We start from the raw sequence: 22169 nt of genomic DNA, 5'->3' as shown, positions 1-22169 counted from the left end.
AATTGATGATTGCGGTAAATTCTACTCCAAAAAAATAAGTCCCGGTTAAGGTAACCAGGACTTCCTTGAAAATTTTGCGTTAACTACAAGCTTGAGATAGCTATTCATGCAAGGCTGTTGAAAATGATAGCCCAGAGAGTTCCCGCTATTCCAACGCCAACGAACAGGTAAGTGAAGAAATTACCCAATTCAGGATTTGCTCCCAGTGCTTTATCTTCTTGACCTGCGGTGAAAAATAATGACCAAGCTTGATTGACGGTGATTGCTTCAAAGTTGTTAAAATCAGGTCTAAACACAACAGGTCCAACTAACTCTTTTTTAGGAAAGTCAAAGTCAGTTCTCATCGTTATTCCTCCACAATTTATCTACACAGATTGATGACAGATTGATGATTTTCTAAAAATCCAGTTTTGTGATTACAGGCTTGTAAGCCAACCGATAAAACCATGTCCGGTCAGAACTTCCAGCGCGATGAGTGCGACAAAACCAATCATTGCTAAACGCCCATTGAGTAACTCAGCGTACTCGGTGAAGCCAAACTTCTGAGTTTCGTCCACGTACATCTTGGGTTCGATTGCGTAGTTGTTTAATCTGTTTCCTTCTTCTACGACGTAAGTGCGTCCTGTCATGGCTTTATCCTTAATTTTTTTTCTTGGTTATTTTCTAGGAATTTTATTTTTCGCGATTACAGGTTTTCGTGATTACAGGCTTGTAAGCCAACCGATAAAACCATGTCCGGTCAGAACTTCCAGCGCGATGAGTGCGACAAAACCAATCATTGCTAAACGCCCATTGAGTAACTCAGCGTACTCGGTGAAGCCAAACTTCTGGGTTTCGTCCACGTACATCTTGGGTTCTCGCGCGTAGTTGTTTAATCTGTTTCCTTCTTCTACAACGTAAGTGCGTCCTGTCATCGTTGTCTCCTTGTTTTCTTTCTCTTGTTAACTAATGTAAAGCAATGTAAACAAATGTTGCAAGTCTTTTACAAAGAAAATGATGAGTCAAAACCGTACTTCACAGGTAGAGAAAACCGTACTTAGCTCAAATGAAGCAATGTATTATGGTTCTCGTATTGCTTGCTCTGTATAGGTTTTAAGATTTTGCTAGTTAAGCACTCAGCTTTGATCAGTCCTTTGACCAATAAACAAGCACTTGAGAGTGCAACACAGGTTTATTGTGGAGGTGAGACAGCTACACGTTTCAGTACTTCACACTCAGGCAAGCATGACAGAAACAGAGTTTCAAAAAGTAAGACCACGCAAAGTCTTTGCACAGCATTGGCTCAAAAGTGAAAAAGCTCTCAACGAGATTATTCAAGCTTCCCAGTTACAATCTACTGACAGGGTTCTGGAAATTGGTCCGGGTACAGGGATTCTGACTCGCCGCTTATTATCTTTGGTAGAATCTTTGCTAGCAGTGGAAATAGACCGGGATTTGTGCGATCGCCTAATCAAACAATTCGGACGCCAAGAAAATTTCTTACTTTTGCAAGGAGATTTTTTAGATCTAGATTTACCTTCCCTGCTATCACCATTTCCAGTTTTTGGGAAACAAAATAAAGTTGTCGCTAATATTCCTTACAATATTACAGGACCAATTCTAGAAAAACTTCTGGGGACAATTGCTAACCCAAACCCCGAACCTTATGACTTGATAGTGCTTTTGGTACAAAAAGAAGTCGCTCAAAGGCTGGTTGCAAAACCAAGCTCAAAAGCATTTGGGGCGCTATCGGTACGAGTGCAATATTTGGCAAAGTGCGAACTAATTTACATTGTCCCAGCTGGAGCATTTCATCCACCACCCAAAGTAGATTCAGCAGTCGTGCGTTTAACTCCACGTCTTATAGAAACACCAGCCACAGATACTCGACGATTAGAAACTTTAGTGAAATTGGGCTTTGGGGAAAAACGTAAAATGTTACGAAATAATTTGCAATCGGTTGTAGAACGCGATCGCCTGTCACAATTACTGGAAAAATTAGAGATAAACCCTCAAGCTCGCGCTGAAGACCTCAGCGTCAGCCAGTGGGTGGCTCTAGCAAATGAGTTATCATTTCTGGGTGACGAGTCATGAGTCATGTTTTCCCATGTTCTCAGTCTTCAGCAGTTAAAACAGTTATCAGTTATCAGTTACCAGTAGCCTGTTCACTGTTCACTGTTCACTGTTCACTGTTCACTGTTCACTGATTTGTTGAATATGCGTTCTTACACCCTCATCGCCCCTGCCAAAATCAACTTACATCTGGAAATTATTGGTGCCCGTCCTGATGGATATCATGAGTTAGTCATGATACTTCAAAGCATAGACTTAGCTGACGAAATTTATCTACAAGCAGGCGATACACAAGCCATCCGCGTTCGTTGTCCTCATCCGGAAGTTCCCGTAGATAATAGTAATATTGCATACAAAGCAGCCGAACTTATGGCGGCGGAGTTTCCATCCGCCTTTGCCAAATATGGCGGCGTTAATATTACCATCAACAAGCGTATACCTGTTGCAGCGGGGTTAGCGGGAGGTTCGACGAATGCAGCAGCGGTGCTGGTGGGAATAGATTTACTCTGGAATTTGGGGTTAACTCAGTCAGAGTTAGAGGAATTGGGAGCACAACTAGGTTCAGATGTACCGTTTTGTGTGGCGGGTGGGACGGCGATCGCCACAGGAAGAGGTGAGCAACTTTCTGTGCTTCCTAGTTTAGACAACATATATATAGTATTAGGTAAATATCGTAGTCTTGCAGTCTCTACCCCTTGGGCATACAAAATCTATCGAGAACAATTTGGTGATTCCTATCTTAAAGATACCGACAGCTTAACAACTCGCGCAGCAGCCATACACTCTGGACCAATAGTCAAAGCTATTCTGAATCAGGACACAACGGAAATTGCTCAAAAGCTGCATAATGATTTAGAGCGTGTGGTGTTACCAGCATATCCGCAAGTCTTGCAATTGCGAGAAACTTTTGCTAACGCTGGTGTTTTGGGGACAATGATGTCTGGTTCTGGTCCTAGTGTCTTTGCGATTTGTGAGTCCCAACAGCAAGCGGAACAAGTTAAGCTTCGTGTGAGGGAGACAATTCCTGATGAGGATTTAGAATTGTTTGTGACTCGGATGACTTCACATGGAATTCAGATAACATCATCAGTGTAACGATAAGATAGACGAACCGCCAAGACGCAAAGGACGCGAAGATTTTATGAGTGATGAGAAGATAACGCAACAAGTAGAGGCTCAAACGCAGCTTCAATCAAGTCCCTTACGTTGTGTAATTGGAGCAATGATTTCGGGGGCACTTGCGTATGGAGTATACTCTCTGATGATTGCCACAGCCACAACTTTTGCAACGAAACCCATTCATTCAGATAACGTTATAGTACTGAAGATTGCTTCTGCAGTGCGTACCTTAGTTGTTGGTATGATGGCTTTGGGAAGTGGGGTATTTGGAATAGTGGCGATCGGGTTGCTGGCGTTGGCGGTGCAGTTATTGGTGCAGCAGTTGATGAAAAAGCAAGAATCAAGCTAAACGCAAACCTTCATCCACCTGTTCTTGAAAGTCAGAAGGCAAAGAAAATACCATTCAGTGACACTATTGCCTAAATCTTCGGTAAAATATTCGGCTTGACGGCGCTCCCATTGAATTTCTTGTCCTTGGGCGTTGACCTTTTTTGAATTCAAAGTTCAAAGTTCGCTCGTTCAAAATGAAGAAGAGGAAAATTTTTGAATTAATTAATTCCGAGTACAAGCTCCCGCTCTCCACTTCGTTTTCAGCGGTCTGAAATCGGTGGTGGGTTCAAGCCCCCACCGATTGCAAAACTACTCGGTTAAGATTTTTTTCAACACCATAGACAACGACATTTCAATAGTTTTAGCCCCACCTAATTTCCTTAACCGAGCAGTATTGATAGCCATCCTATATGAGTTGTAAAAATTGCTGGAGTCCAGAAACCTGGTTTCTGCTAGAAACCGGGTTTCTAATTTTTCACAAATGATTTGTGAGTGCTATATCTTATCAGCAACCGTATTGGACTAAAATTTGCTTGACAAACTCAACGTTGTAAACATGAAATGGAAACTAGGGATTTCTAGGAATACGTTCAATCTCTGCATAACCACTAAAAATCAACCGTTCACCCTCTGTTTCTAAACGATTAAGACGCATTTTCACCCCATCTAAGTCAAAGCGGTCTAAATCCACCATATTATCTAAAATTTCCACTAATGCTAAACTCAAGGTTCGTGATATTTCCTTTTGTGCTTCGCTGACTTGATCAAGTTCAATTTCTGGGTTTTTAAAACTAACACGTCGCCGTCGTTCAATACCTATAGTGACAGTCATATATAGTGGTACGAGTGTACCGTTGTTTAAATCTGCCTTGGCGAAAATCCGCAATCGATTTTGAGGTAGTAACTTTACTTGGACTTCGGGAAAAGAAACTGGTTGACCGCCAGAGAATGCTGTCAATGCTGGTGCAGTAAGATTTTCTAAGCGCTTTCTCACCAATTCTGCTTTAAAAGATTGGTTGATACCGTCTTCTAGTAGGACAACTTGAGCGATCGCCTGAGTCGGTTGCTTCAGGCGCAGCTTACCGCTCAAAACGGAACTAAAGTCAATGGCTACGGCATCAGTTTCTACAAAAAGTTCTTCAGCAGCGAATTGTCTGCGGATAACTAAGCCACGACCTTTCATTGTAAAGCTATCGATGCTGCCCTGCAAAAGTTTACTTGAAGGATTGCAGCGGACAGAGACTTCTACTGACTCGCTTTGGGTGAACAAATGCCGAATCGTTTGGCTCGCGACAGTGTTGAGCATGCGCTCGCCCCAGTCACTGCCTTTAGGATCTGTTAAACCAGTAAGTCCGCCTAGCATTCTAGTGTAAGTTTATAAAGGTCTTTGTCTTCTTGTAACAAATTGTGAAGAAGTCAGCAAGTTTTTGATGATGGAATGACTAGCGATCTGCTGCTTTGCTGCAGCGCACTCGTGCAAAGCGCACGCTACGGGTTGGCTGCGCCTGTGCTTTGCGCTTACGCTTCGCTCGCAATGACACCTATTCAACCCGATTTCATATTATTGAGCAGTTGATGTTGCTTCCTAAAGCCTAGTCTAACCGAATCTTGAAACGGATAAACGAAATATCCTGCTATTTTTCCGTAAAGTCTTGATAGCCGAGAGTAGTATTAATCTGCAAAGTCCTTGAAAGGAAAGCAACAAGATTATGCGAAAAATAAGGTTATTCATTGCCTCTAGTCTTGACGGGTACATTGCGAGGACATCAGGAGAGGTAGATTGGCTATTTACTGACCAAGATTACGGTTACAATGAGTTCTTTAACCAAATTGATACAGTACTGATGGGGAGTAAAACATATCATCAAGTACTGACATTTGGGGAATACCCATACAAAGATAAAAAAGGTTTTGTTTTTTCAAAAACTGTGCAAGTCGAAAGAGATAACAACGTGGAATTTGTCAAGGAAAATTGGAAAGATTTTATTAACGCGTTGCGTCAATCGAGCGGTCATGATATTTGGTTAGTTGGGGGAGCACAGACAATTCATTATTTCATGAAACACGGTTTTGTCGATGAATTGATTCTCTCGATACATCCAATTATTCTAGGGAATGGAATTCCATTAATTGTGAATGATTCAAGCTTGGAAACAGCACTGGAGTTCAAAAATGTGAAAACTTATGATTCTGGATTGTTGCAAGTGTCTTATGATTTGAAAAAAAATATATACTAGTCATAAATCATATGCCCTACGGGCACGCTACGCGCTCCGCGAAAAACAAGATTCCCGACAACTTTTACGAAGTCGGGGTTCTGTGTCACTACTCTTGCATTCCTGCATACAGCAGTCGTACAAATAAGCGAACGCCATCATCCTTCTTCAGAGTTGAATAAGAAGGAGCTTCACCGTTACCAATTGCACGCAGATCCTCTAGCAATTCTGGATGAAACTGGCAAGTAAACGATCGCCGGATTTTCTTAGTCTCAAAGTCTTTGTAGTTAATACAGGTAGCCGAACATTCTGTCACTATTTCACCACCTTCCTCTGCTGTCGAACAAAGAATTTCCACAGAATCAGGTAGTTGTATCAGCCATGACAAAAGACTTCCAGCGATGATGTGTCGATAGGGAACAATGGCATCATGAATACTGCGGTAAGCCCAGTAGACATCTCCAAAATAGAAGTTTTCTGTGGTAAAAGAGTATAAAATAACCTTTTGACTACAAGAACATGAGTAGCATACTAGATTACATTGAATACAATCCTCAGGAAACACAACGATTGGTTGGTCTGAAATACGAGCAGCTAAAACAACTAATAAAGCAGGCGATCGCCTTACATATCCAAAAGCAGCAGGAGATAGAAGCAAAGAAAGTTAGAATTATTAATAAAGGGGGTGGTCGCAAGGTAAAGCTGTCCAGCGAACAGCAAATTTTGTTAACTCTGACATATTTGCGACATTTGACAACGTTTCAATTGCTAGGTATCCAGTTTTGAGTGAGTGAATCAACAGCAAATGATACATTTAACTACTGGTTTCCACTCCTACAAGAACTCTTGCCATCAAGCTTACTTGAACAGGTAAAAAAAACACGAGTGACTATGAGATAGTTCAAGAAATTTTAACCGATTACGAACTAATAGTAGATAACTCTGAACAGCTTAGAGAGCGGCCTAGCGAGTATAAAGAACAGAAAAGGTATTACTCTGGTAAAAAGAAAAGTCATACATTTAAAAATCAAATTATCGTTTTACCATCCGGAAAAGATATTGTTGATGTAATCGTGGGAAAACCGGGACCAAAAAGTGATATAAATTTATTCCGTGAAGGTCACAAAGGCTTTGACCCTAATCAAAGGTTCAAAGGAGATAAAGCTTATGAAGGAGAACTATCAATTAAGACTCCTACAAAAAAGCCAAAAAAACAAGAATTAAGTCTAGAGCAAAAAGAGAAAAATAAAGAACTGGCGTCGGAACGAATTTTTGTTGAACATTTAATTCGTTTTGTTAAAATATTTCGAGTTGCCTCTGAAAGATTTCGATTAAATCCACGTAAATACGAACAGGTAATCATGACTATTTGTGGACTTGTAAGATTGCGAATAGAAGCTTTAGTATTACCAAAATAAAGTATCGCCGTTAAACCAGGTCAAAATTGGCGTGTAAAGATACTTACTTTTGCATTATTATCAACACTAACTGTCTCAAGCGCTTATTTTTGCGTGCAGGCTGGCTGATATTTGAAACTAGCGATCGCCTGTTTAAAGCCAGTCATAGAGCACTATTGGCATTTTTCGGAGATGTCTAGTTAGCAAATAGTATTGCTTCTTCGTTGACTTCATCAGAGTGAAACATCGAAATCGAGACTTCATGTTCATATTGAATCGTTGTGTCAATCACACCTTCATGCGTGTCAGACGTAACATCGTGGGCATGAATGATTTCCCAAGGAATATTTAAAGTATCGCCGTCGGGAGATTGATAGGGCAATAACACGCGAGCGCCAACTTCCTTTAATTCATTGCGCGTAACTGCAAAATGCTCATCATTCCAGCCAGACGCAACGAGGCGTCCATCACGCTTTTTAACTTCGAGTGTCTTGCCCATAGCCTCAATGCGAAGAGCGACTTCTTGCAGTGATTTGAGTGCTCTGTTATCCTTGTCACGTTCTAGAGATGTCAAGCTCAGAATTTCTTTAACGGCTTTGCGGATCAGTCGTATGTGACATTCAGCTGCTAGTTGATGCCCTACACAAATGAAGATGACAGGAGCACTCGCGGGCGATAGCTTCGCTGCTGCCTTCGGCAGATCGCGAAATCAGTAATTTTTCCACTAATGCAAACATATCATCTCGCGGACATGCCGGACTTGTCCAAGTGGATGGATCGTACGTCGATGGATCACCTCCTTCCACGACTACAGCATAACCAGAGGTGATTGCCGGAACAACTAATTCTGGATCAATGACTCCACAGGACCAAACAGGCAATAATACTGAGTCCATGTCAGCGACTTTCTGAGCAATGTAGGCAACATTTTTAGAAGCCCGAACATCTTCACCAAGACCGTTAAAGCCTACATGTTCCCACGGTTCAATAATAGTTATCGAATTGCGTAACAGACTGGGATTTTTAAGGAGAAACTCAAAATCTTCTCGTGAATAAATCACTTTTTCTAAAGGTACGGCGTGTCCCCATTCAAAAATACCATCAGGAGCAAACAATTCTTTTTCTACTAATGGAGCTTCAGAAGTTCTATCTGCCAGGAAACGACCTAACAAAATATGTACTGATTCAAAATCAGATCTACTTTCATGCAAGTAGCCAGGAGTTAGTCGCCAGTCGGCTGTGGAGGTTTTTTTTTCGTTATCTTTTAATGACCTTATCATGGTTTTAACACTTTTTTCTATATTTTATTCGTCATCTCAATCTATCATATTATCAATCGATTTTAGTGGACCTTTCTGATAAGAAAATCCCAAAAAAAAAATAAAGCTGACACAAATGCTGATTTCTATTAGCTAATCAAAACTAACGACTATAAGTATTTTTTAACTGACTTGTATGTCTAAGAAAAAGTCAGACTTCAAAATCAATTTGGTTGGGAATTCAAACCGACAACCAATCATTAACCACCAAATTTACTATTTTTATAGAGACGATGACCACCCATGTATTCAACTGAGTGTCTAAAGAGTTACTACTGTAAGCGCAAAGCACAGGCTGAGTCCCAAGGGGACACGCATTTGCGTTCGCCAACGCGCAGCTTGTCCACAGGACACATTCTGGGGACTGACGCCTCTGTTGTTTTTTGTTAAATAATGAAAAACTATGAATAGAGTAAAATGTTGCAATCTCAGATTGCAATGTACCATTAGTATGATTTAATTTTAATTTTTCACCAACAAGCTACGCTATATAGTTTTAAAAAACTAGTGTCAACCCTTGGAAAAACCGTAAATCTCAATTTCTTCCTGGCTAAAAGTTTCCTTGAATATTTTGCGGAGAACACGCTGGATATGAAGGTGTTTTCCAGGTTTAACCTTTGTCAGCGTCAGAAGCAACAAATTATGCTCCCCAAAATTTTCTATTCCAACGACTCGCGTGGGTTCTAGAATATTTGGATCATCCGCCTTTAACTGTTGTCCTATCTTCTCGACTACCCTGTACACATGATCTAAATTGGAGTCATAGGAAACGCTAAGTTCTACCCTTGCATATATATACTGCTTAGAGTAGTTGATAATTGATCCAATATCCCCATTCCGGATAATCTGTAATTGACCATCAGGATGTCGGATGTGAGTCGTTCTCAACTCAATTGCCTCTACAATCCCCTCAACACTTCTCTCTTCCGTTTTCCCGGCTTCGATATAGTCACCCACCAAGTAATAGTTTTCAAACAGAATCAAAAATCCACAAACGACATCATTAATGAGGTTTTGTGCGCCAAGACCAACTGCTATACCCACAATCCCTGCACCTGCTAAGATAGGCGCAGGATCAATGCCAATGATCTTGAGTATGCTAACTACGGCAGTGAAGTAGATGAAATATTTTGCAAAACTCCGTATTAAGGGAATGAGCGTCAGTCGTTTCTGTTGCTCTGAGTCATTTAAATCTGTAGTTTTGAGGTAGAACTCATCAAGGATGAAGTAAGCGACTTCAATCAAAACATTGCTGATAAAGAAAATTCCAATTATCTGAACGATTTTGGGGGTATAAGCACCTATCCAAGCGATAAATTCTATTTCTGGAACAACGAGGTTTACTATGCCGACATAGAGAACGTATTCCAAACATTTTTTGAACAGTGGAATCAGGCGGCGTAAACGCTCGTAGAAACGCAGTAGATTATTAGAACTAGAGTATTTAAGACTGAGAGCATCGAGAGTGTCAACGATAGTAGCAACAGCTTTGATTATGAGTAAACCAACTGTGACGATGATATAAATTTTTAAGGCAATATAAAGATATTTGGGAACGACTTCTGGCAGGTAGAAAAATTTAGCACATAAGATAGCAGATGATACCCAAAGAGTATGAGTGATAATTCTTTTTAAGACTTGAAAAAAAGCCTCAGTACTCTCATCATTAGCCTTGATTTGATCAACCTTCTTAGCGTAATCGCAGACCGAGTTTATACCTCGTTGTAAAGGTGGTATGCTGAAATTAACCAGTATCAGCAGGCTCACACTTTTCAAGCTCGCCGTGAAGAGATTGACCCAGAATTGATTGGGAACACTGCGAATTAAGTTAAGTTGAAATTCCTTGATGTTTCCGCCTCGATAAATCACCACCCCATTTATACCAATCAGCGCCAGACACAACGCCACACAAGTAAAAATTAAAAGTCTGCTGATATTTCGGCGCACAAAGGTGATATTCGCAGATCTCCCCTGAAGCCAAGAAACCTTAGTAAACTGGCTGACAATTATTCCAATAAGCCAGTTCAACAAGGAGAAAATGAGTATTAAAAAACCGAGTTCAGCTAGAATAATTAGTATGTTCATATCTAAACATGAATGTAAAAAACTTGAGTGAAGTACATTGGCTTGTCAGATTTCATCTTCAGCTAAAGTCATTAGTATGTCATTAAAGTGAAATTTAGCTGCTTATCTAGATGGGCGTGTCATTGTGCTCATTTTCGCGCTCAGACACAATTGTCACGCTCTTATTTAGGTAAAATATTTTGAACAGCAGATACTGATTCCACTTTCTGCTGGATGTTCTTTCCTAAAACTATGACAATAAACCATTCAGGTAATGTTCGCAAGGAACCTGAAAAGCCTACAGAAGTCAGAATTTGTGAAACCTTTTAGTTTTCTCATGCTGGGATTCTTAACTGTTATCTACACTTTGCCGTTGGTGTTAGCCGATACTACGTATTTACCAAAAAATAGTACCAATGTAATTCATCATAGCTTATCAGCGTTCCCTCAGAACAAAAAAGGATTACAGAGTGATTTGATACTGGTACAAGTGATAGACAAGGAGGAACAAGAGCGATAGCTAGCCCCTTAGGGGGCCTGCGCTAACGCTTGCCTTACGAGCGCAAAGCGCACGCTACGCGCTTCGGCAGATCGCGCTTGATTCAACAAGCAAATATTTTGTATGGTCAAAGAGAATTTGCAGCCGCAGAGGAAACTTTACGCAAGTTGATCAAGAAATTCCCCAAAAATGCTTTTGAACACTATCAACTCGGCAATGTTCTTTATCAACAAGGCAAAGCCGAAGAAGCAATTGGTGAATTTGACACTCTCCGTCCTAAAGGAGCGGAGATTCTTAAGATATCACTGCCTTAATATCCTGTTTGCACAGGTTAAAACGACACAAGCGCGAGAGAATAGTAGAGAAGTTGAGAGTGCTTTCCCCCGAACAACTCGCTGCTATGGGCATTGATCCTAAAATGTTGGATTAAAATAAACTCCATAAAGGATACTCAAAATGAAGGTGTTGAAACTAGCGAAAGTAAAGATAACTCATGGAATTTGTGCATCTTTATTCTTGACTTTTGCTCTTGGTATACCTTTAGCTAGTGCTGCCAATACCGCTGGTGACTATCGACAATTAGGGCTTTTGTATCGTCAACAAGGACGGCTACCTGAAGCAATTGCTGCAATGCAAAAATCTGTAAAACTCGAACCGAAAAATCTTATGGGACGAGTTAATTTGGGTTGGACACAGCATTTAGCTGGACATGAGCAACAAGCAGCACAATCTTTATGGCAAGCAATATATCAAAAGCCTACCTTTGTTCCAGCATACAATGCTTTGGGAATTGTTTATCTTGTGGATAGCAACTTAACAGCAGCAGTCTTGGTTCATACTTGGGCAGCAATTCTTAAGCCAGATAATGAAATTGCGTATTATAACTTGAGTTTAGCATTACACAGATTACAAATTTATAACTTGGCAATTACAACCGCTAACCGTGCTGCTATTCTTGAACCGAATAATCCTCATCCTTTAGTTGCTAGTGCGATCGCCTATTGGGATAATGGTGACAAAGATGCTGCTAAAAAAGTTTATACCAAAGCTATGACTTTAGATTCGAGGTACCGCGAGCAAACTTTTTTAAGTCATCTCAAGCAAGCTGCCTTTAGTCAAGAGCAAATCAAAAAAGCGGAGCAAATACTGAATTTTTGAGGTGAATTCAAATACACTATAACAACTAGAACAGTTATAAGCTCTTTGATCCTATTTGCCATGACACAGACAGCCCTCGACAAATTTTGGGAGCTTGTATTTGGAGCGATCGCCCTCAACCCGGAAGCCTTTAGGCTGATTCAATCGCTACCTCAAGCTTCAAAAGCAGCTTTATACATTGTACTCATTGCTGGGTTTTCTCAAGCTGTGGGTCAGGGAATGGTGCTATTTGTCAACCGAGTTAAACCACTTCGCTTTCTTCTGAGTTTGTTGATTGCGTCTGTGTTATTTGTATTCACCATTTTGTTTTGGACTTTAAGTACATGGTTGGTGAGCCTTGTACTATTCAATGCTAATATTCCCTATAACGTGATTTGGTCTACGCTAGGATTTGCCTACGTACCACTGATGTTTAGTTTTTTGGTAGCATTACCTTATTTGGGTGTACCTATTCAAGTCTTGCTTTCTATTTGGACGCTGTTAGCATTTGTCATAGGCTTGCACGTCGCTCTTGATGTTGGTGTTTGGCAAGCGCTTTGGTGCGGTGTGTTGGGATGGGTTGTCTTTCAGATTGTACAGCGCACCATTGGACGACCAGTTGCAAATCTTGGCAAGTGGCTGTCTAATACAGTAGCAGGGACACACTTAGTCACAGATATACAAGGAGTTGAACAACTTCTGCAAGCAGGACCACAGATTTTACGTAGAAATCACCGAACGAAAACTGGTAATAGAGGAGACAACGGCAGAGTATGAATGTGAAGCGAGTCAGCAAATTTTTAGGAATTGTTTTCATTGCTCTACTTTGTACTCTACTCTTCCCGCAACTTCGCCATGTGTGGTTTGTTTGGTACAATGCTTTGGGGAGTGCGTTGAAGCTGACAGTTGATTTGTTGCAGATAACTTTGATTGCTGTTGTCTTCGCTGGACTCCTAGTTCCTCTTGAAGCTTTGGGATGGTGGGCTGGATGGTATGGTGATAAAATTAACACCACAAGCTTCGGGATATTAGAAGAACCGATTCCACCACAAACAAATGTCGTTCGTTACGTCATTTACCTTGATGGTATTGGTCAGGCTTCATCTAAATACTTCCCAGATGGTGATCAATTTTTGCGTGAGTTAGCAGCAAATTTGCCAGATAATATTGTTATCATTAAAGGAATCATACCCTATTCAGTCTTTAATCGACCACTGACAGAAGGTGATGGAATACTCTCATCATTTTGGCGCTTTGCTGAGCGAGCGAGTCAATCCAGTAGTGGTAGTCTATTCAATAGTTTGTTTGCCTTAACAATTAATATTCGCAATCTGATTGTTGTTGGGGTTTGTGCTGATCAACGCTTTGGACTCATCTATAATCAGGGAACAGCGCAGGTCATGTACAATAGCCTCGTGAACCACGGTTACAAACCTGGTAGCCCAGTACCAATTACACTGATTGGTTTTAGCGGTGGCGCACAGATTGCAATGGGAGCGGTTTCTTATCTCAAGCAAGCATTATCGAATGCACCCATAGAAGTTGTTTCCTTGGCTGGTGTCATCAGTGGTAATAATAATGCGTTGTTGGTTGAACATCTCTACCATCTTGTTGGTGACAAAGACCCAGTAGAGCGCTTAGGCCCAATTTTGTTTGCAAGGCGCTGGAAGCTCTTTTTCTTATCTTACTGGAACCGTGCTAAAAGCATGGGCAAAATCACTTTTGTTTCACTCGGCCCAGTCGGTCATATGGGTGCTGGAGGTCCTTTAGACGCAAACAAATATTTAAGCGATGGTCGCAGTTATTTGCGCCAAACGATTGAAATTATTTCTAAAATTATACTAGAACAGTATCCCTACAATCAAGAACTCGTTAAAACAAAGATTAGCAATTATGAATTGTATCAGCAAGCAGCGTTTAATCGACCAGATTACTACCCTTTGAACCAATCGGTCAATGGAGATCTTTATCGACCAATTGCTTCTTGGATGGGACGACTGATTTTACCGCCTAAGGAACAACGTCAATTCGGTGTTCTGTTTGAAGTACATCACGCAGATGCTAAACACCAACACTTGGTGGGACAAATTGTATATTTAAAATGGATTGACGATCGCGAATCAAAAATATCGGTTCAGTCAACAAAAAAGGATGTTCACTTCAACGCAGAAGCACTATACAACTATACACAAGGGAAAATCGTTCCCATTCGGATCAATCATTGGCGTCAGGTGACTCCTTTAGAATCGCTGGCTGGCTCAAGACCTAATGATGATATGATTGTCATGTTACGCCAGCCAGTTGTCGTTGAACAGAATGGCAAAATTCCGACTCTTTACGTAACAACTGAACCTGTTCAAATCTCTGGACGCTTTTATGGATTAGTGAAGTTTCTACAGCCTATCCAGCCAGAAAGCGAACAGTTCAGGGTTGTACATTTCAATCGGCATTCCCGTGAGTTTGATTCTGCTGAAGAAGTCGTGCTTTTGCCTAAGGTGATTCCTTCTGAGCAAAACTTTTACAACTCAACCAGCCGCGATATCGAAAAGTCTCCCTTGAACGACAAAGGCTGGTACATTTACGGCGCAAAAAATGCTGCTGGGATGTTTGTCGTTCAGGCGATCGCTCCGTATGCTTTATTACAAGTCCAACCTCAAGAGGTGATTGTTGGTAGAAAACCAACACTTGAATATATTAGGAAACGAGTATGGGAAAAGATTACCACAAACAAAGGACAAATACAATCCGTTCTTTTGAGTACAAGAAGTACAGATATTCAGCGAGCAGTGTCCAAATGGCGTGAAGGTGACTGTGCGTTGCTTTTACACGTCTATGGCGGTATTGGAGGCAAAAAACCAGAAGCCGCAGCGAAAGCCCCTGTCTACTTTGGTCATTTTGCCTATGGAGTAGCAGAAGTCGTGCGGGAACCCCTGACAGGTGAGTTGCGCTTTAACATAGAGTATCACCAAGTTTATACTCACAACGTTGATGGGCTGATTGCAGGTACGCTTTCTTGGACTCGTTATATGGGCGATCGCCAGTTTGGCTGGTTAGGAATTCGTCCCGTTTGCGATCTCCTCATCAAATTCGATGCTTTGAGTGATGACTATGATACTGATGAAGTCAAACGCACACTATTAGGAACTTTCATCCGTCAGCTAGAAATCATGACAGCACGTTACCGTATTGGAGATGGTATGGGTGCAACTTATGTCGGTCCAGCAAATAACTGTGCCCAGGATTCTAACCAGGCATTATATGCAGCAATTAAAATCATTCAGGCTGCAACTCAATACAATTCTAAAGATATCGCATATGCGATCAAAACAAATCCGGAGTTTAAAAATTGGTTACTTCGCCATCCGGAATATGCAACTAGCTTTAAGCAGTTGGTGAAGTTAGACAAAACTATCAGACATCAACTCTTACCATTTGGGGTTGCGCGTGCTGACTGGGAGAGTTCCACAACAACCATAGGCACTTCTCTATTAGACAGCCCTGTGCAACACATTATTAGAGCTTTAGTCAGTTGGCGAAGCATTTTGCCTCGAAAAACAAGCGATACTATTGCTGAGATATTTCTGAAACAGAAAGCATCAATGTGGATATTGAGCACCAGTCAGGTAGGGAACTTAGATCCAGAAATTGCGGCGATCGCTCCTTTTACCTTTTAGCTAGTTACGACACAAGCCCCATGTCTTACCTGTAAGACTCCTCTATACCCAAAAGGTTTCTTCTAGAAATTTTGAGCAAACAAGGGCGATCGTATCGCAATCAGATCTACGGCTAACCCAATGTCACGTGTCAGTCGCACCGCCAGTGCCAGCATGATGTTAGTATCCAAGTCAGCGCAGATGATTTATCTGTGTTAACCTGTGTGCATCTGTGGTTCCAAATATTGGAATATCGCTCTTGCAAAAGGACTCTTGACTATCGACTAAGAACTAATGAATAAAAAATGGTTTCAGATTGGCATGGCGGGTGTATTTTTACTGTCACTCGCCTTACGAATTTGGGGACTTGGACGATTTAATACCTTTGTCTTTGATGAGGTTTACTACGCTAAATTTGGGAATGACTATCTCACCCATACACCGTTTTTTGATGGTCATCCACCATTAGGCAAATATATGATTGCACTAGGGATTTGGATTGGCAAGCATATTCCCTTTTGGCAAGATGAGGTGAATGGGTTTACAGGTTCAGTCATGTCACCCGTCAGTTACCGTTGGATGAATGCCTTTTGTGGTTCATTTCTCCCTATAATCATAGCCGCTATTGCCTATCAAATAAGTTATCGTCGTGGTTTTGCTTTACTTGCTGGTTTGTTCACAGCTTGTGACGGTATATTTCTTGTAGAATCTCGCTATGCCCTGATCAACCAATATATCGTTATCTTTGGGTTGCTGGGACAATTGTTTTTATTATTGGCATTAGCAAAACAAAGACAACAACGCAATTTCTGGTTAATACTTTCTGGCATAGCATTTGGTGCATCAGTTGCTACCAAGTGGAATGGTTTGTGGTTTTTGCTAGGAACTTATCTTCTCTGGATATTAGCTTGGATAATTCATTTGTGGCAATCTTTTCACTTTGTTTACCAAGAAAATCTCAGTCTAAACCAACAGGAGTTTTCTTCTCATTCTCCCGACAAAATCAGTGGAACAAAAGGTCGTCAAAAAAGTTTTTCCCTCTCTTCCTTAAGTCTCTTTCCTTCTGGTTCATCTAGTGAAAAAAGAATATATAAAATTTCTCCTTCAGGCGCAAACTTCGGAACTTCCAACAACAATGGACAAGTCAATCAAACACCATTACAAAAATTAACTCAACTTCATATTATTCATATAATTATTTATTTAGGTATTGTCCCTTTAATAGTTTACAGTTTGCTCTGGATTCCGCACTTACAATTAGATACAAGGTATGGATTTATAGAAGTACACAAGCAAATTTTGCTGTTTCATGAACAACTTGGTGGTAACACTCCCAAAGTACATCCTTACTGCGCTGCTTGGTATAAATGGCCCTTAATGACTCGACCAATGGCATATTTATATCAAACCGCACAAAGTTTAAATGAACCACCACCTGTCATGGGACCTCCTTTACCTTCCGGTGCTGGGAAAATCATTTACGATGTCCATGCAATGGGCAATCCCTTTTTATGGTGGTTTGGCGTTGCAGCGCTTTTGTTTTTTGTAGGAATATTAGTGTGGCAATTCATCATTCCTCGGATAAAGCAAAAGCATTTTTATCCTCCTACAATATTGAGTCTTGATAGTTGGATTGCCTTGTATTTAGTTATCAATTATGCTGCTAACTTACTGCCTTGGACTGGAGTCAATCGTTGCGTTTTTATCTATCACTACATGACAGCTGTCGTGTTTGCATTTTTAGCCATTGCTTGGCTTGTGGATCAGTGCTTACGCAGTTATTTTATTCTACTCCGCGCTCTGGGTGTAACGATTACATTTATTATTGTGATAGCTTTTGTTTTTTGGATGCCTATTTATTTAGGTTTACCTCTTTCAAACTTTGAATATAGGCCACTGCGGATGTGGTTTAATTCTTGGATTTAGAATAGTTTTTGCTCCTTTGTACTTTACCTTGAACAGCAAGAAGGCTCACACTGTACCTGTACTCAGGGAGCGTGTTGAGAAGAATTGCGAGTGAGTCGAGTTGCGTAGTTTGATTGTATTTGAGCGTAGCGAAAACAAAGAAAACTACAGCGACGAGACGAACAAAATATTTTGTTTTGAGTAGCGCAAGTGAGCAAAAGTGCATTATCATAAATATGTAAACACGGTAAGGTCGATACCATGTACAGAGCAGTTAAAGTTAGAATCTATCCTACTGATGAGCAAAAATCCTATCTAGCTCAATGTTTTGGTAATACTCGTTGGTTGTGGAATTATATGTTTAATGCCACGACTACCGCGTATAAAGAAACCGGAAAAGGTATTTCTAAAGCCGCGATGGACAAGTTGCTTCCTAATTTAAAAAAGGAATATGAATGGTTGGGACTTGCTTATAGTCAAGTTCTGCAACGAGTGACATTCAACCTTTCAAGCGCGTTTGTCAATTTCTTTGAAGGACGTGCTAAATTCCCTAACTTTAAATCTAAGCATGGTAAGCAGTCGATTCAATATCGCCAAAATGTGAAACTGATGCCAGAGAATTCTGTGATTAAGTTTCCTGGTAATTTGGGGTTAATGAAAACCGTGTTTCACAAAGAACTACCGGATGCAAAATTCACTACTGTAACAATATCGAGAAATGCATCCGGTAGGTATTATGCATCTATTCTTTTCAACCAAAATGATAATCCAGTAGTTGCGATTAGAGACGCTATTGGTGTTGATTTAGGACTAAAAAACTTTGCTATCACATCTGAAGGTTCAAAGTATGACCTTCCTAAAAATCAATTAGCGAAGTTAGAAAAAAATAGAAAGCGCAAGCAGAAAAAATTAGCCAAAAAGACAGATAAAACTTCTAATAAACGTCGTAAAGCTAAACGTTTAGTTGCAAAAGTATCTAGCAAAGTAGCTAGAGTAAGAGAAGACTTTTTACACAAGCTATCTCGCAAAATAGCATACGAAAACCAAGTTATTTGTGTAGAAGATTTGGCAGTGAAGAATATGGTTAAAAACCCTAACTTAGCAAAAGCTATCAGTGACCAGGGTTGGGGGATGTTTTTAACCATGCTTAAATACAAAGCTGAGAGATTTGGTCACGCCTATCAAGAGATAGGACGTTTCTTCCCGTCTTCTCAACTATGTAGCGAGACTCTACTACCAATCCCAATGCTGCAAAAAGGTTATGATTCATTGGGTGTAAGGTTTGTAGATTGTCCACACTGCCAGCATCAGCATGATAGAGACATCAATGCTGCTATAAATATCAGAAATGAAGGATTGCGATTATGGAGCCACTACGGTCTTGGGGTCTCCCCAAGTAGAGTAACTGGCGTGGCGTTAGGAACTAGCGCTTCTGCCCTTGGAGGGGATGTAAGACCAAAGTCTTCTGGACGTAAAAAATCTATGAAAACCTAGGCAATCCCCAATGAATTGGGAAGCCTACACTCTACCGTCAGGTCGGTGTAGGTAGTTCACAATAAAAAGTCCTCAGTAACCACAACATTTTTGAAACTGATTTCAACTTTAAATTGTTTACCCAAAGCTTCACTAAATTCTAACTGAATGACATTATCAGCTTCCCTCGCAGTGACTTCCTGACTTTCTGACTCAGATGTGTTGGGATTAAGAGTCACTTTCAGCTTCAAACCAGGCGGTAGAGATTCCTGATTGCGATGTTCCTCATAGCAATGAATCACTTGTACAAGCACATCGACTTCATTATTTTCCAACCGTTTTAGATTGACAACTAAAGCTAAAGTTTGACCATTTAGTAGTAGTCCAAAATCTAACTTTTTAGCCCCAGAATAATGATCCGCTATTGAGTGACTTCTTACATAACCCCAAACATAGTTATTATCAAGCGTTTTCAGAATATTTTTGGTAGATTGCCAACCTTCTTCAAAAACTTCAAGCCACCAATTGGTTAGGTTAACTGGTGCTTTAGTAGAAATGCTTGTAGCCTGAGTTAGATTTTGTCTGTCTGTATGATTGACTTCAACTACTGACGGTAAAGGAATAGCAGTTGGTGACAAGAAACGTGAGTATAACAAGAGATTGTTTATTTCAGAATCAAACCAAGAAAGCGGTAGCTGATAACAACTATCAGATTTCGCCTCCAAATTAATTGATTGGCAATATTTGACGAGTTGGTCGTAACGCAAAAAACCGTGAATATTTAATTGTTCTTCCTCTTCTAAAATTTCCAGCAAGACATAGAAGTGAGCAACCCTTTTTGGTGAAGTGATGACTTCTTCTGGTACAGTGACAAAATCATCAATCAGGTTATCTACGGTAATTAAGCAAAGACGAAATTCACCAAGATTGAGATAACAAATATCATCAATTGGATTAGCACCACTCTCTTGATTAATTTTAATATTTGGATTTCGTTCTTTCAGGTACTTTTCAAAGCCAAGTAGTGCTAATGCGTTTAAATATATTTTCCATTGGCTTATTTCGCCGAATTGGTTGAAATTCTTCTCGCTGATGACTTGTGCTTCCTCAAAACTTTCTGGTTCTAGTAAAACAACTTTTGGGGAGAATGTTATTCTCCTCTTTTTTGTTTGCAGTATGGATTTTGGTGAGCGATTCATATTTTCTCCCCCATTGATTATCTCATGGAAAAAGCAATGTATATTTTCTAGTAGATGCATAGTTTATGCTGCGTAGGATGAATCACTAAGGTAGATGCGGATTGTTTGAGAAAATAAGCTGTTTTTCATTTGCTTTTTACCACTCACAAGTTCTGCTTTTGCTGCTTTAAATGTTTGATTCCAGGAAAATTCTCTAATTGCCACAGCAATATTTTTTAGATATTCAGGCTCATGACAAATTCTTGTTAACTGAGATTTATTAAACGATGGTAAAAGTTTATCTAAAAAAACTTCCTCTGTTTGATACTGCACAACTTCTAAAAAGTTTTTTAGCTGCATAATGCGTCTGACTTTGGTCCATTCTATTCCCCAAAGTTTACCAATTTCACTTAAGGATATATTCTCTTGGTAATAAAGTCGCAAGCCTTCCGGAAATCGTTGAGCAAAATTTTTGTAACCTTTACTTTTTTTCAACTCTTCAATCCGCTGGTGAATCACCTCTCCTATTGTTTGATATAAGACTTCTTCAAACAATTCTTGACAAAATGCTTGTAATTTTTCTAATTCTACTTCCTCCGGCTCGCAGTCTGTGTAATCAGGTAATTCTGGATGAGGAAAATAATCATTTTTTGAATGATCATACACTTCTATAGAGACAGTTTTGGTAATGCCTGTTTTTCTATAAAGCCAGTCTTGACGCAAGATTTCTGCAATGCATTTGAGATGATAAATTAATTCATTAGGAGAAAGAATAATATTTTCTTGCTGCAACAAATGTAACATTTCTTGGAGTTGGCTTGGTGTTGGTTTAAAATAGCGTCCTTTTTGGCGTGTTTTTAATCTATCTTGTCGGTAAACTGTTTGAAAAGCTTTTACAATTTCATAGTCTTCTGTTGAAATAAGCCCAGATAGAGAACGGGGTACAGATTTACATAGTAGTCCCCAATCACTGGGAGTTGCTAACCCAAATTCCCACAAAAATGACTTGATTTCTTCATTCTGGCGGGTGAGTCTGGTAGTCCAATTATCTAAGCTTTCGTTAGAACCTAAGTTGGGATTAAATTTGCGCAAAATTTCAACGCTAAAAAATTCTCCGCCTTTTGCTATTGGTCGAGTTGTACCATCATGATGATTCAAGATATGTTGGGTTTTACCCTCACTATCTAAAATCACCAGTGCTTTACCATCGTCGTTTAAAACGAAGGGAAGTAAATCCGTGTATTTAAAAAGATTTTCTGCACTGAGGTTGTAGATGTGAGGGATAGTTTTGCAGGTGATGAAAATTCTGTGTGAAACATAGCAGCGTAGACAAAGCCCGGCGATCGCACGTTGGTAACTGTCGTCATCTAAACGAAAAGTTTTCCACAAAACTGTTTGAACTTGTTTATTTTCTTCTGTCGATAGTGTAAGTTTAGTGCTTAAGTGAGGAAATTGTATTTTAAAAAAATCTTTAGCTCTAGAGATTTCTCTGCGGTGTTTTAGCTGAACGTCCTCCCCTATAGAAAGTATTTGCATTTGCCAATATTTAGTAGGTGATACCATAGTAATTAAAGTTACTGAAGCCTGAGAAAACATGACATTCACAGCGAAGCTTTAGCACCAGAGACTATTTTTTGATTCATCTTCTGGAGGCTACATATATATTAGAGTTGATTTTGGGTACATATGCACTTTTGAGGAATGAGGAAGCCAAGCTAGAGACATCAATTTCAAGCTGATAAATATTGGGCGAACGCATCCAATAAAGAGGAGCGCGATCGCGCCCCTGGTAGAAAAGGTCATTGTTTTCTCTACTTCCACCCACTT

At 40.1% G+C, this 22169-nt stretch carries 22 protein-coding genes; 12 read left to right on the top strand and 10 right to left on the bottom strand.

Features of this window, described 5'->3' with window-relative positions:
- Positions 1-104: 104 nt before the first annotated feature.
- The 3 genes from DP117_RS10860 to DP117_RS10850 form a co-directional block, all read right to left on the bottom strand.
- Positions 105-344, bottom strand: coding sequence for a hypothetical protein (locus tag DP117_RS10860; RefSeq protein WP_169218316.1), 240 nt, complete (start codon positions 342-344; stop codon positions 105-107).
- Positions 345-416: 72 nt separating this feature from the next.
- Positions 417-629, bottom strand: a complete 213-nt coding sequence (locus DP117_RS10855; protein WP_169218315.1) for a chlorophyll a/b-binding protein — start codon at positions 627-629, stop codon at positions 417-419.
- A gap of 72 nt (positions 630-701) precedes the next feature.
- A complete protein-coding gene (locus DP117_RS10850; protein ID WP_169218314.1) occupies positions 702-914 on the bottom strand; it encodes a chlorophyll a/b-binding protein in 213 nt (70 codons plus the stop codon).
- Positions 915-1224: 310 nt separating this feature from the next.
- Here DP117_RS10850 and rsmA point away from each other — a divergent pair, with 310 nt between their 5' ends.
- The 3 genes from rsmA to DP117_RS10835 all read left to right on the top strand — a co-directional run bounded on the left by rsmA (position 1225) and on the right by DP117_RS10835 (position 3520).
- A complete protein-coding gene (gene rsmA, locus DP117_RS10845; protein ID WP_169218313.1) occupies positions 1225-2073 on the top strand; it encodes a 16S rRNA (adenine(1518)-N(6)/adenine(1519)-N(6))-dimethyltransferase RsmA in 849 nt (282 codons plus the stop codon).
- Between the two features lie 123 nt (positions 2074-2196).
- Positions 2197-3147: a 4-(cytidine 5'-diphospho)-2-C-methyl-D-erythritol kinase gene (gene ispE / locus DP117_RS10840; RefSeq protein WP_169218312.1), complete on the top strand. Its 951-nt coding sequence runs from the start codon at positions 2197-2199 to the stop codon at positions 3145-3147.
- 46 nt (positions 3148-3193) lie between these two features.
- Positions 3194-3520: a DUF3082 domain-containing protein gene (locus DP117_RS10835; RefSeq protein WP_169218311.1), complete on the top strand. Its 327-nt coding sequence runs from the start codon at positions 3194-3196 to the stop codon at positions 3518-3520.
- A gap of 549 nt (positions 3521-4069) precedes the next feature.
- Here the strand turns inward: DP117_RS10835 and DP117_RS10830 are convergent.
- Positions 4070-4864, bottom strand: a complete 795-nt coding sequence (locus DP117_RS10830) for a DUF2993 domain-containing protein (protein WP_169218310.1) — start codon at positions 4862-4864, stop codon at positions 4070-4072.
- Positions 4865-5210: 346 nt separating this feature from the next.
- Here DP117_RS10830 and DP117_RS10825 point away from each other — a divergent pair, with 346 nt between their 5' ends.
- A complete protein-coding gene (locus DP117_RS10825) occupies positions 5211-5738 on the top strand; it encodes a dihydrofolate reductase family protein (protein WP_169218309.1) in 528 nt (175 codons plus the stop codon).
- A gap of 88 nt (positions 5739-5826) precedes the next feature.
- Here DP117_RS10825 and DP117_RS10820 read toward each other — a convergent pair whose 3' ends face one another.
- Positions 5827-6105, bottom strand: a complete 279-nt coding sequence (locus tag DP117_RS10820) for a hypothetical protein (protein ID WP_248277617.1) — start codon at positions 6103-6105, stop codon at positions 5827-5829.
- A gap of 131 nt (positions 6106-6236) precedes the next feature.
- On the opposite strand from DP117_RS10820, the gene DP117_RS10815 reads away from it, so the two are divergent.
- Positions 6237-6503 carry a transposase family protein gene (locus DP117_RS10815; RefSeq protein ID WP_169218308.1) on the top strand — a complete coding sequence of 89 codons (267 nt, stop codon included), beginning with the start codon at positions 6237-6239 and terminating at the stop codon, positions 6501-6503.
- A gap of 110 nt (positions 6504-6613) precedes the next feature.
- Entirely contained in the window at positions 6614-7135 is a 522-nt protein-coding gene (locus tag DP117_RS36145) for a transposase family protein (RefSeq protein ID WP_339381162.1), read from the top strand.
- A gap of 175 nt (positions 7136-7310) precedes the next feature.
- Here the strand turns inward: DP117_RS36145 and DP117_RS36140 are convergent, their stop codons facing one another.
- The 3 genes from DP117_RS36140 to DP117_RS10800 form a co-directional block, all read right to left on the bottom strand.
- Complete coding sequence (locus tag DP117_RS36140; RefSeq protein WP_248277616.1) at positions 7311-7688, bottom strand: hypothetical protein; 378 nt, start codon at positions 7686-7688, stop codon at positions 7311-7313.
- Between the two features lie 46 nt (positions 7689-7734).
- Positions 7735-8394: a hypothetical protein gene (locus DP117_RS36135; RefSeq protein WP_248277615.1), complete on the bottom strand. Its 660-nt coding sequence runs from the start codon at positions 8392-8394 to the stop codon at positions 7735-7737.
- Between the two features lie 549 nt (positions 8395-8943).
- Entirely contained in the window at positions 8944-10518 is a 1575-nt protein-coding gene (locus tag DP117_RS10800) for a mechanosensitive ion channel family protein (protein ID WP_169218307.1), read from the bottom strand.
- 576 nt (positions 10519-11094) lie between these two features.
- Between DP117_RS10800 and DP117_RS10795 the strand changes: the two genes are divergently transcribed.
- The 6 genes from DP117_RS10795 to DP117_RS10765 all read left to right on the top strand — a co-directional run bounded on the left by DP117_RS10795 (position 11095) and on the right by DP117_RS10765 (position 19185).
- Positions 11095-11310 carry a tetratricopeptide repeat protein gene (locus tag DP117_RS10795; protein WP_169218306.1) on the top strand — a complete coding sequence of 72 codons (216 nt, stop codon included), beginning with the start codon at positions 11095-11097 and terminating at the stop codon, positions 11308-11310.
- Positions 11311-11452: 142 nt separating this feature from the next.
- Entirely contained in the window at positions 11453-12154 is a 702-nt protein-coding gene (locus tag DP117_RS10785; RefSeq protein ID WP_169218305.1) for a tetratricopeptide repeat protein, read from the top strand.
- A 60-nt stretch (positions 12155-12214) separates the two neighbouring features.
- Positions 12215-12910, top strand: a complete 696-nt coding sequence (locus DP117_RS10780) for a hypothetical protein (RefSeq protein WP_169218304.1) — start codon at positions 12215-12217, stop codon at positions 12908-12910.
- Positions 12907-15807, top strand: a complete 2901-nt coding sequence (locus tag DP117_RS10775) for a CAAX protease (protein ID WP_169218303.1) — start codon at positions 12907-12909, stop codon at positions 15805-15807. The genes DP117_RS10780 and DP117_RS10775 overlap by 4 nt, the downstream gene beginning before the upstream one ends.
- 273 nt (positions 15808-16080) lie before the next feature.
- A complete protein-coding gene (locus DP117_RS10770) occupies positions 16081-17712 on the top strand; it encodes a phospholipid carrier-dependent glycosyltransferase (protein ID WP_169218302.1) in 1632 nt (543 codons plus the stop codon).
- A gap of 240 nt (positions 17713-17952) precedes the next feature.
- Positions 17953-19185: an RNA-guided endonuclease TnpB family protein gene (locus DP117_RS10765; protein ID WP_169218301.1), complete on the top strand. Its 1233-nt coding sequence runs from the start codon at positions 17953-17955 to the stop codon at positions 19183-19185.
- Between the two features lie 56 nt (positions 19186-19241).
- Here DP117_RS10765 and DP117_RS10760 read toward each other — a convergent pair whose 3' ends face one another.
- Positions 19242-20363 (bottom strand): DUF1822 family protein, encoded by a 1122-nt coding sequence (locus tag DP117_RS10760; protein WP_169218300.1) that lies wholly within the window; start codon positions 20361-20363, stop codon positions 19242-19244.
- A 63-nt stretch (positions 20364-20426) separates the two neighbouring features.
- Positions 20427-21905 (bottom strand): hypothetical protein, encoded by a 1479-nt coding sequence (locus DP117_RS10755; protein WP_169218299.1) that lies wholly within the window; start codon positions 21903-21905, stop codon positions 20427-20429.
- Between the last annotated feature and the right edge of the window lie 264 nt (positions 21906-22169).

The sequence above is a fragment of the Brasilonema sp. UFV-L1 genome (assembly GCF_012912105.1).
GTDB lineage: Bacteria > Cyanobacteriota > Cyanobacteriia > Cyanobacteriales > Nostocaceae > Brasilonema.
This window is presented reverse-complemented; position numbering and strand designations above follow the sequence as displayed.

Excerpts from the sequence above, each read along its gene's own strand:
- DP117_RS10770 (WP_169218302.1), top strand. The coding sequence starts at position 16,081 with ATGAATAAAAAATGGTTTCAGATTGGCATGGCGGGTGTATTTTTACTG.
- DP117_RS10815 (WP_169218308.1), top strand. The coding sequence starts at position 6,237 with ATGAGTAGCATACTAGATTACATTGAATACAATCCTCAGGAAACACAA.
- DP117_RS10855 (WP_169218315.1), bottom strand. The coding sequence starts at position 629 with ATGACAGGACGCACTTACGTCGTAGAAGAAGGAAACAGATTAAACAAC.
- rsmA (WP_169218313.1), top strand. The coding sequence starts at position 1,225 with ATGACAGAAACAGAGTTTCAAAAAGTAAGACCACGCAAAGTCTTTGCA.
- DP117_RS10835 (WP_169218311.1), top strand. The coding sequence starts at position 3,194 with ATGAGTGATGAGAAGATAACGCAACAAGTAGAGGCTCAAACGCAGCTT.
- DP117_RS10765 (WP_169218301.1), top strand. The coding sequence starts at position 17,953 with ATGTACAGAGCAGTTAAAGTTAGAATCTATCCTACTGATGAGCAAAAA.
- DP117_RS10830 (WP_169218310.1), bottom strand. The coding sequence starts at position 4,864 with ATGCTAGGCGGACTTACTGGTTTAACAGATCCTAAAGGCAGTGACTGG.
- DP117_RS10775 (WP_169218303.1), top strand. The coding sequence starts at position 12,907 with ATGAATGTGAAGCGAGTCAGCAAATTTTTAGGAATTGTTTTCATTGCT.
- ispE (WP_169218312.1), top strand. The coding sequence starts at position 2,197 with ATGCGTTCTTACACCCTCATCGCCCCTGCCAAAATCAACTTACATCTG.
- DP117_RS10860 (WP_169218316.1), bottom strand. The coding sequence starts at position 344 with ATGAGAACTGACTTTGACTTTCCTAAAAAAGAGTTAGTTGGACCTGTT.
- DP117_RS10785 (WP_169218305.1), top strand. The coding sequence starts at position 11,453 with ATGAAGGTGTTGAAACTAGCGAAAGTAAAGATAACTCATGGAATTTGT.
- DP117_RS10800 (WP_169218307.1), bottom strand. The coding sequence starts at position 10,518 with ATGAACATACTAATTATTCTAGCTGAACTCGGTTTTTTAATACTCATT.
- DP117_RS10825 (WP_169218309.1), top strand. The coding sequence starts at position 5,211 with ATGCGAAAAATAAGGTTATTCATTGCCTCTAGTCTTGACGGGTACATT.
- DP117_RS10755 (WP_169218299.1), bottom strand. The coding sequence starts at position 21,905 with ATGGTATCACCTACTAAATATTGGCAAATGCAAATACTTTCTATAGGG.
- DP117_RS10760 (WP_169218300.1), bottom strand. The coding sequence starts at position 20,363 with ATGAATCGCTCACCAAAATCCATACTGCAAACAAAAAAGAGGAGAATA.
- DP117_RS10780 (WP_169218304.1), top strand. The coding sequence starts at position 12,215 with ATGACACAGACAGCCCTCGACAAATTTTGGGAGCTTGTATTTGGAGCG.
- DP117_RS10850 (WP_169218314.1), bottom strand. The coding sequence starts at position 914 with ATGACAGGACGCACTTACGTTGTAGAAGAAGGAAACAGATTAAACAAC.
- DP117_RS36135 (WP_248277615.1), bottom strand. The coding sequence starts at position 8,394 with ATGATAAGGTCATTAAAAGATAACGAAAAAAAAACCTCCACAGCCGAC.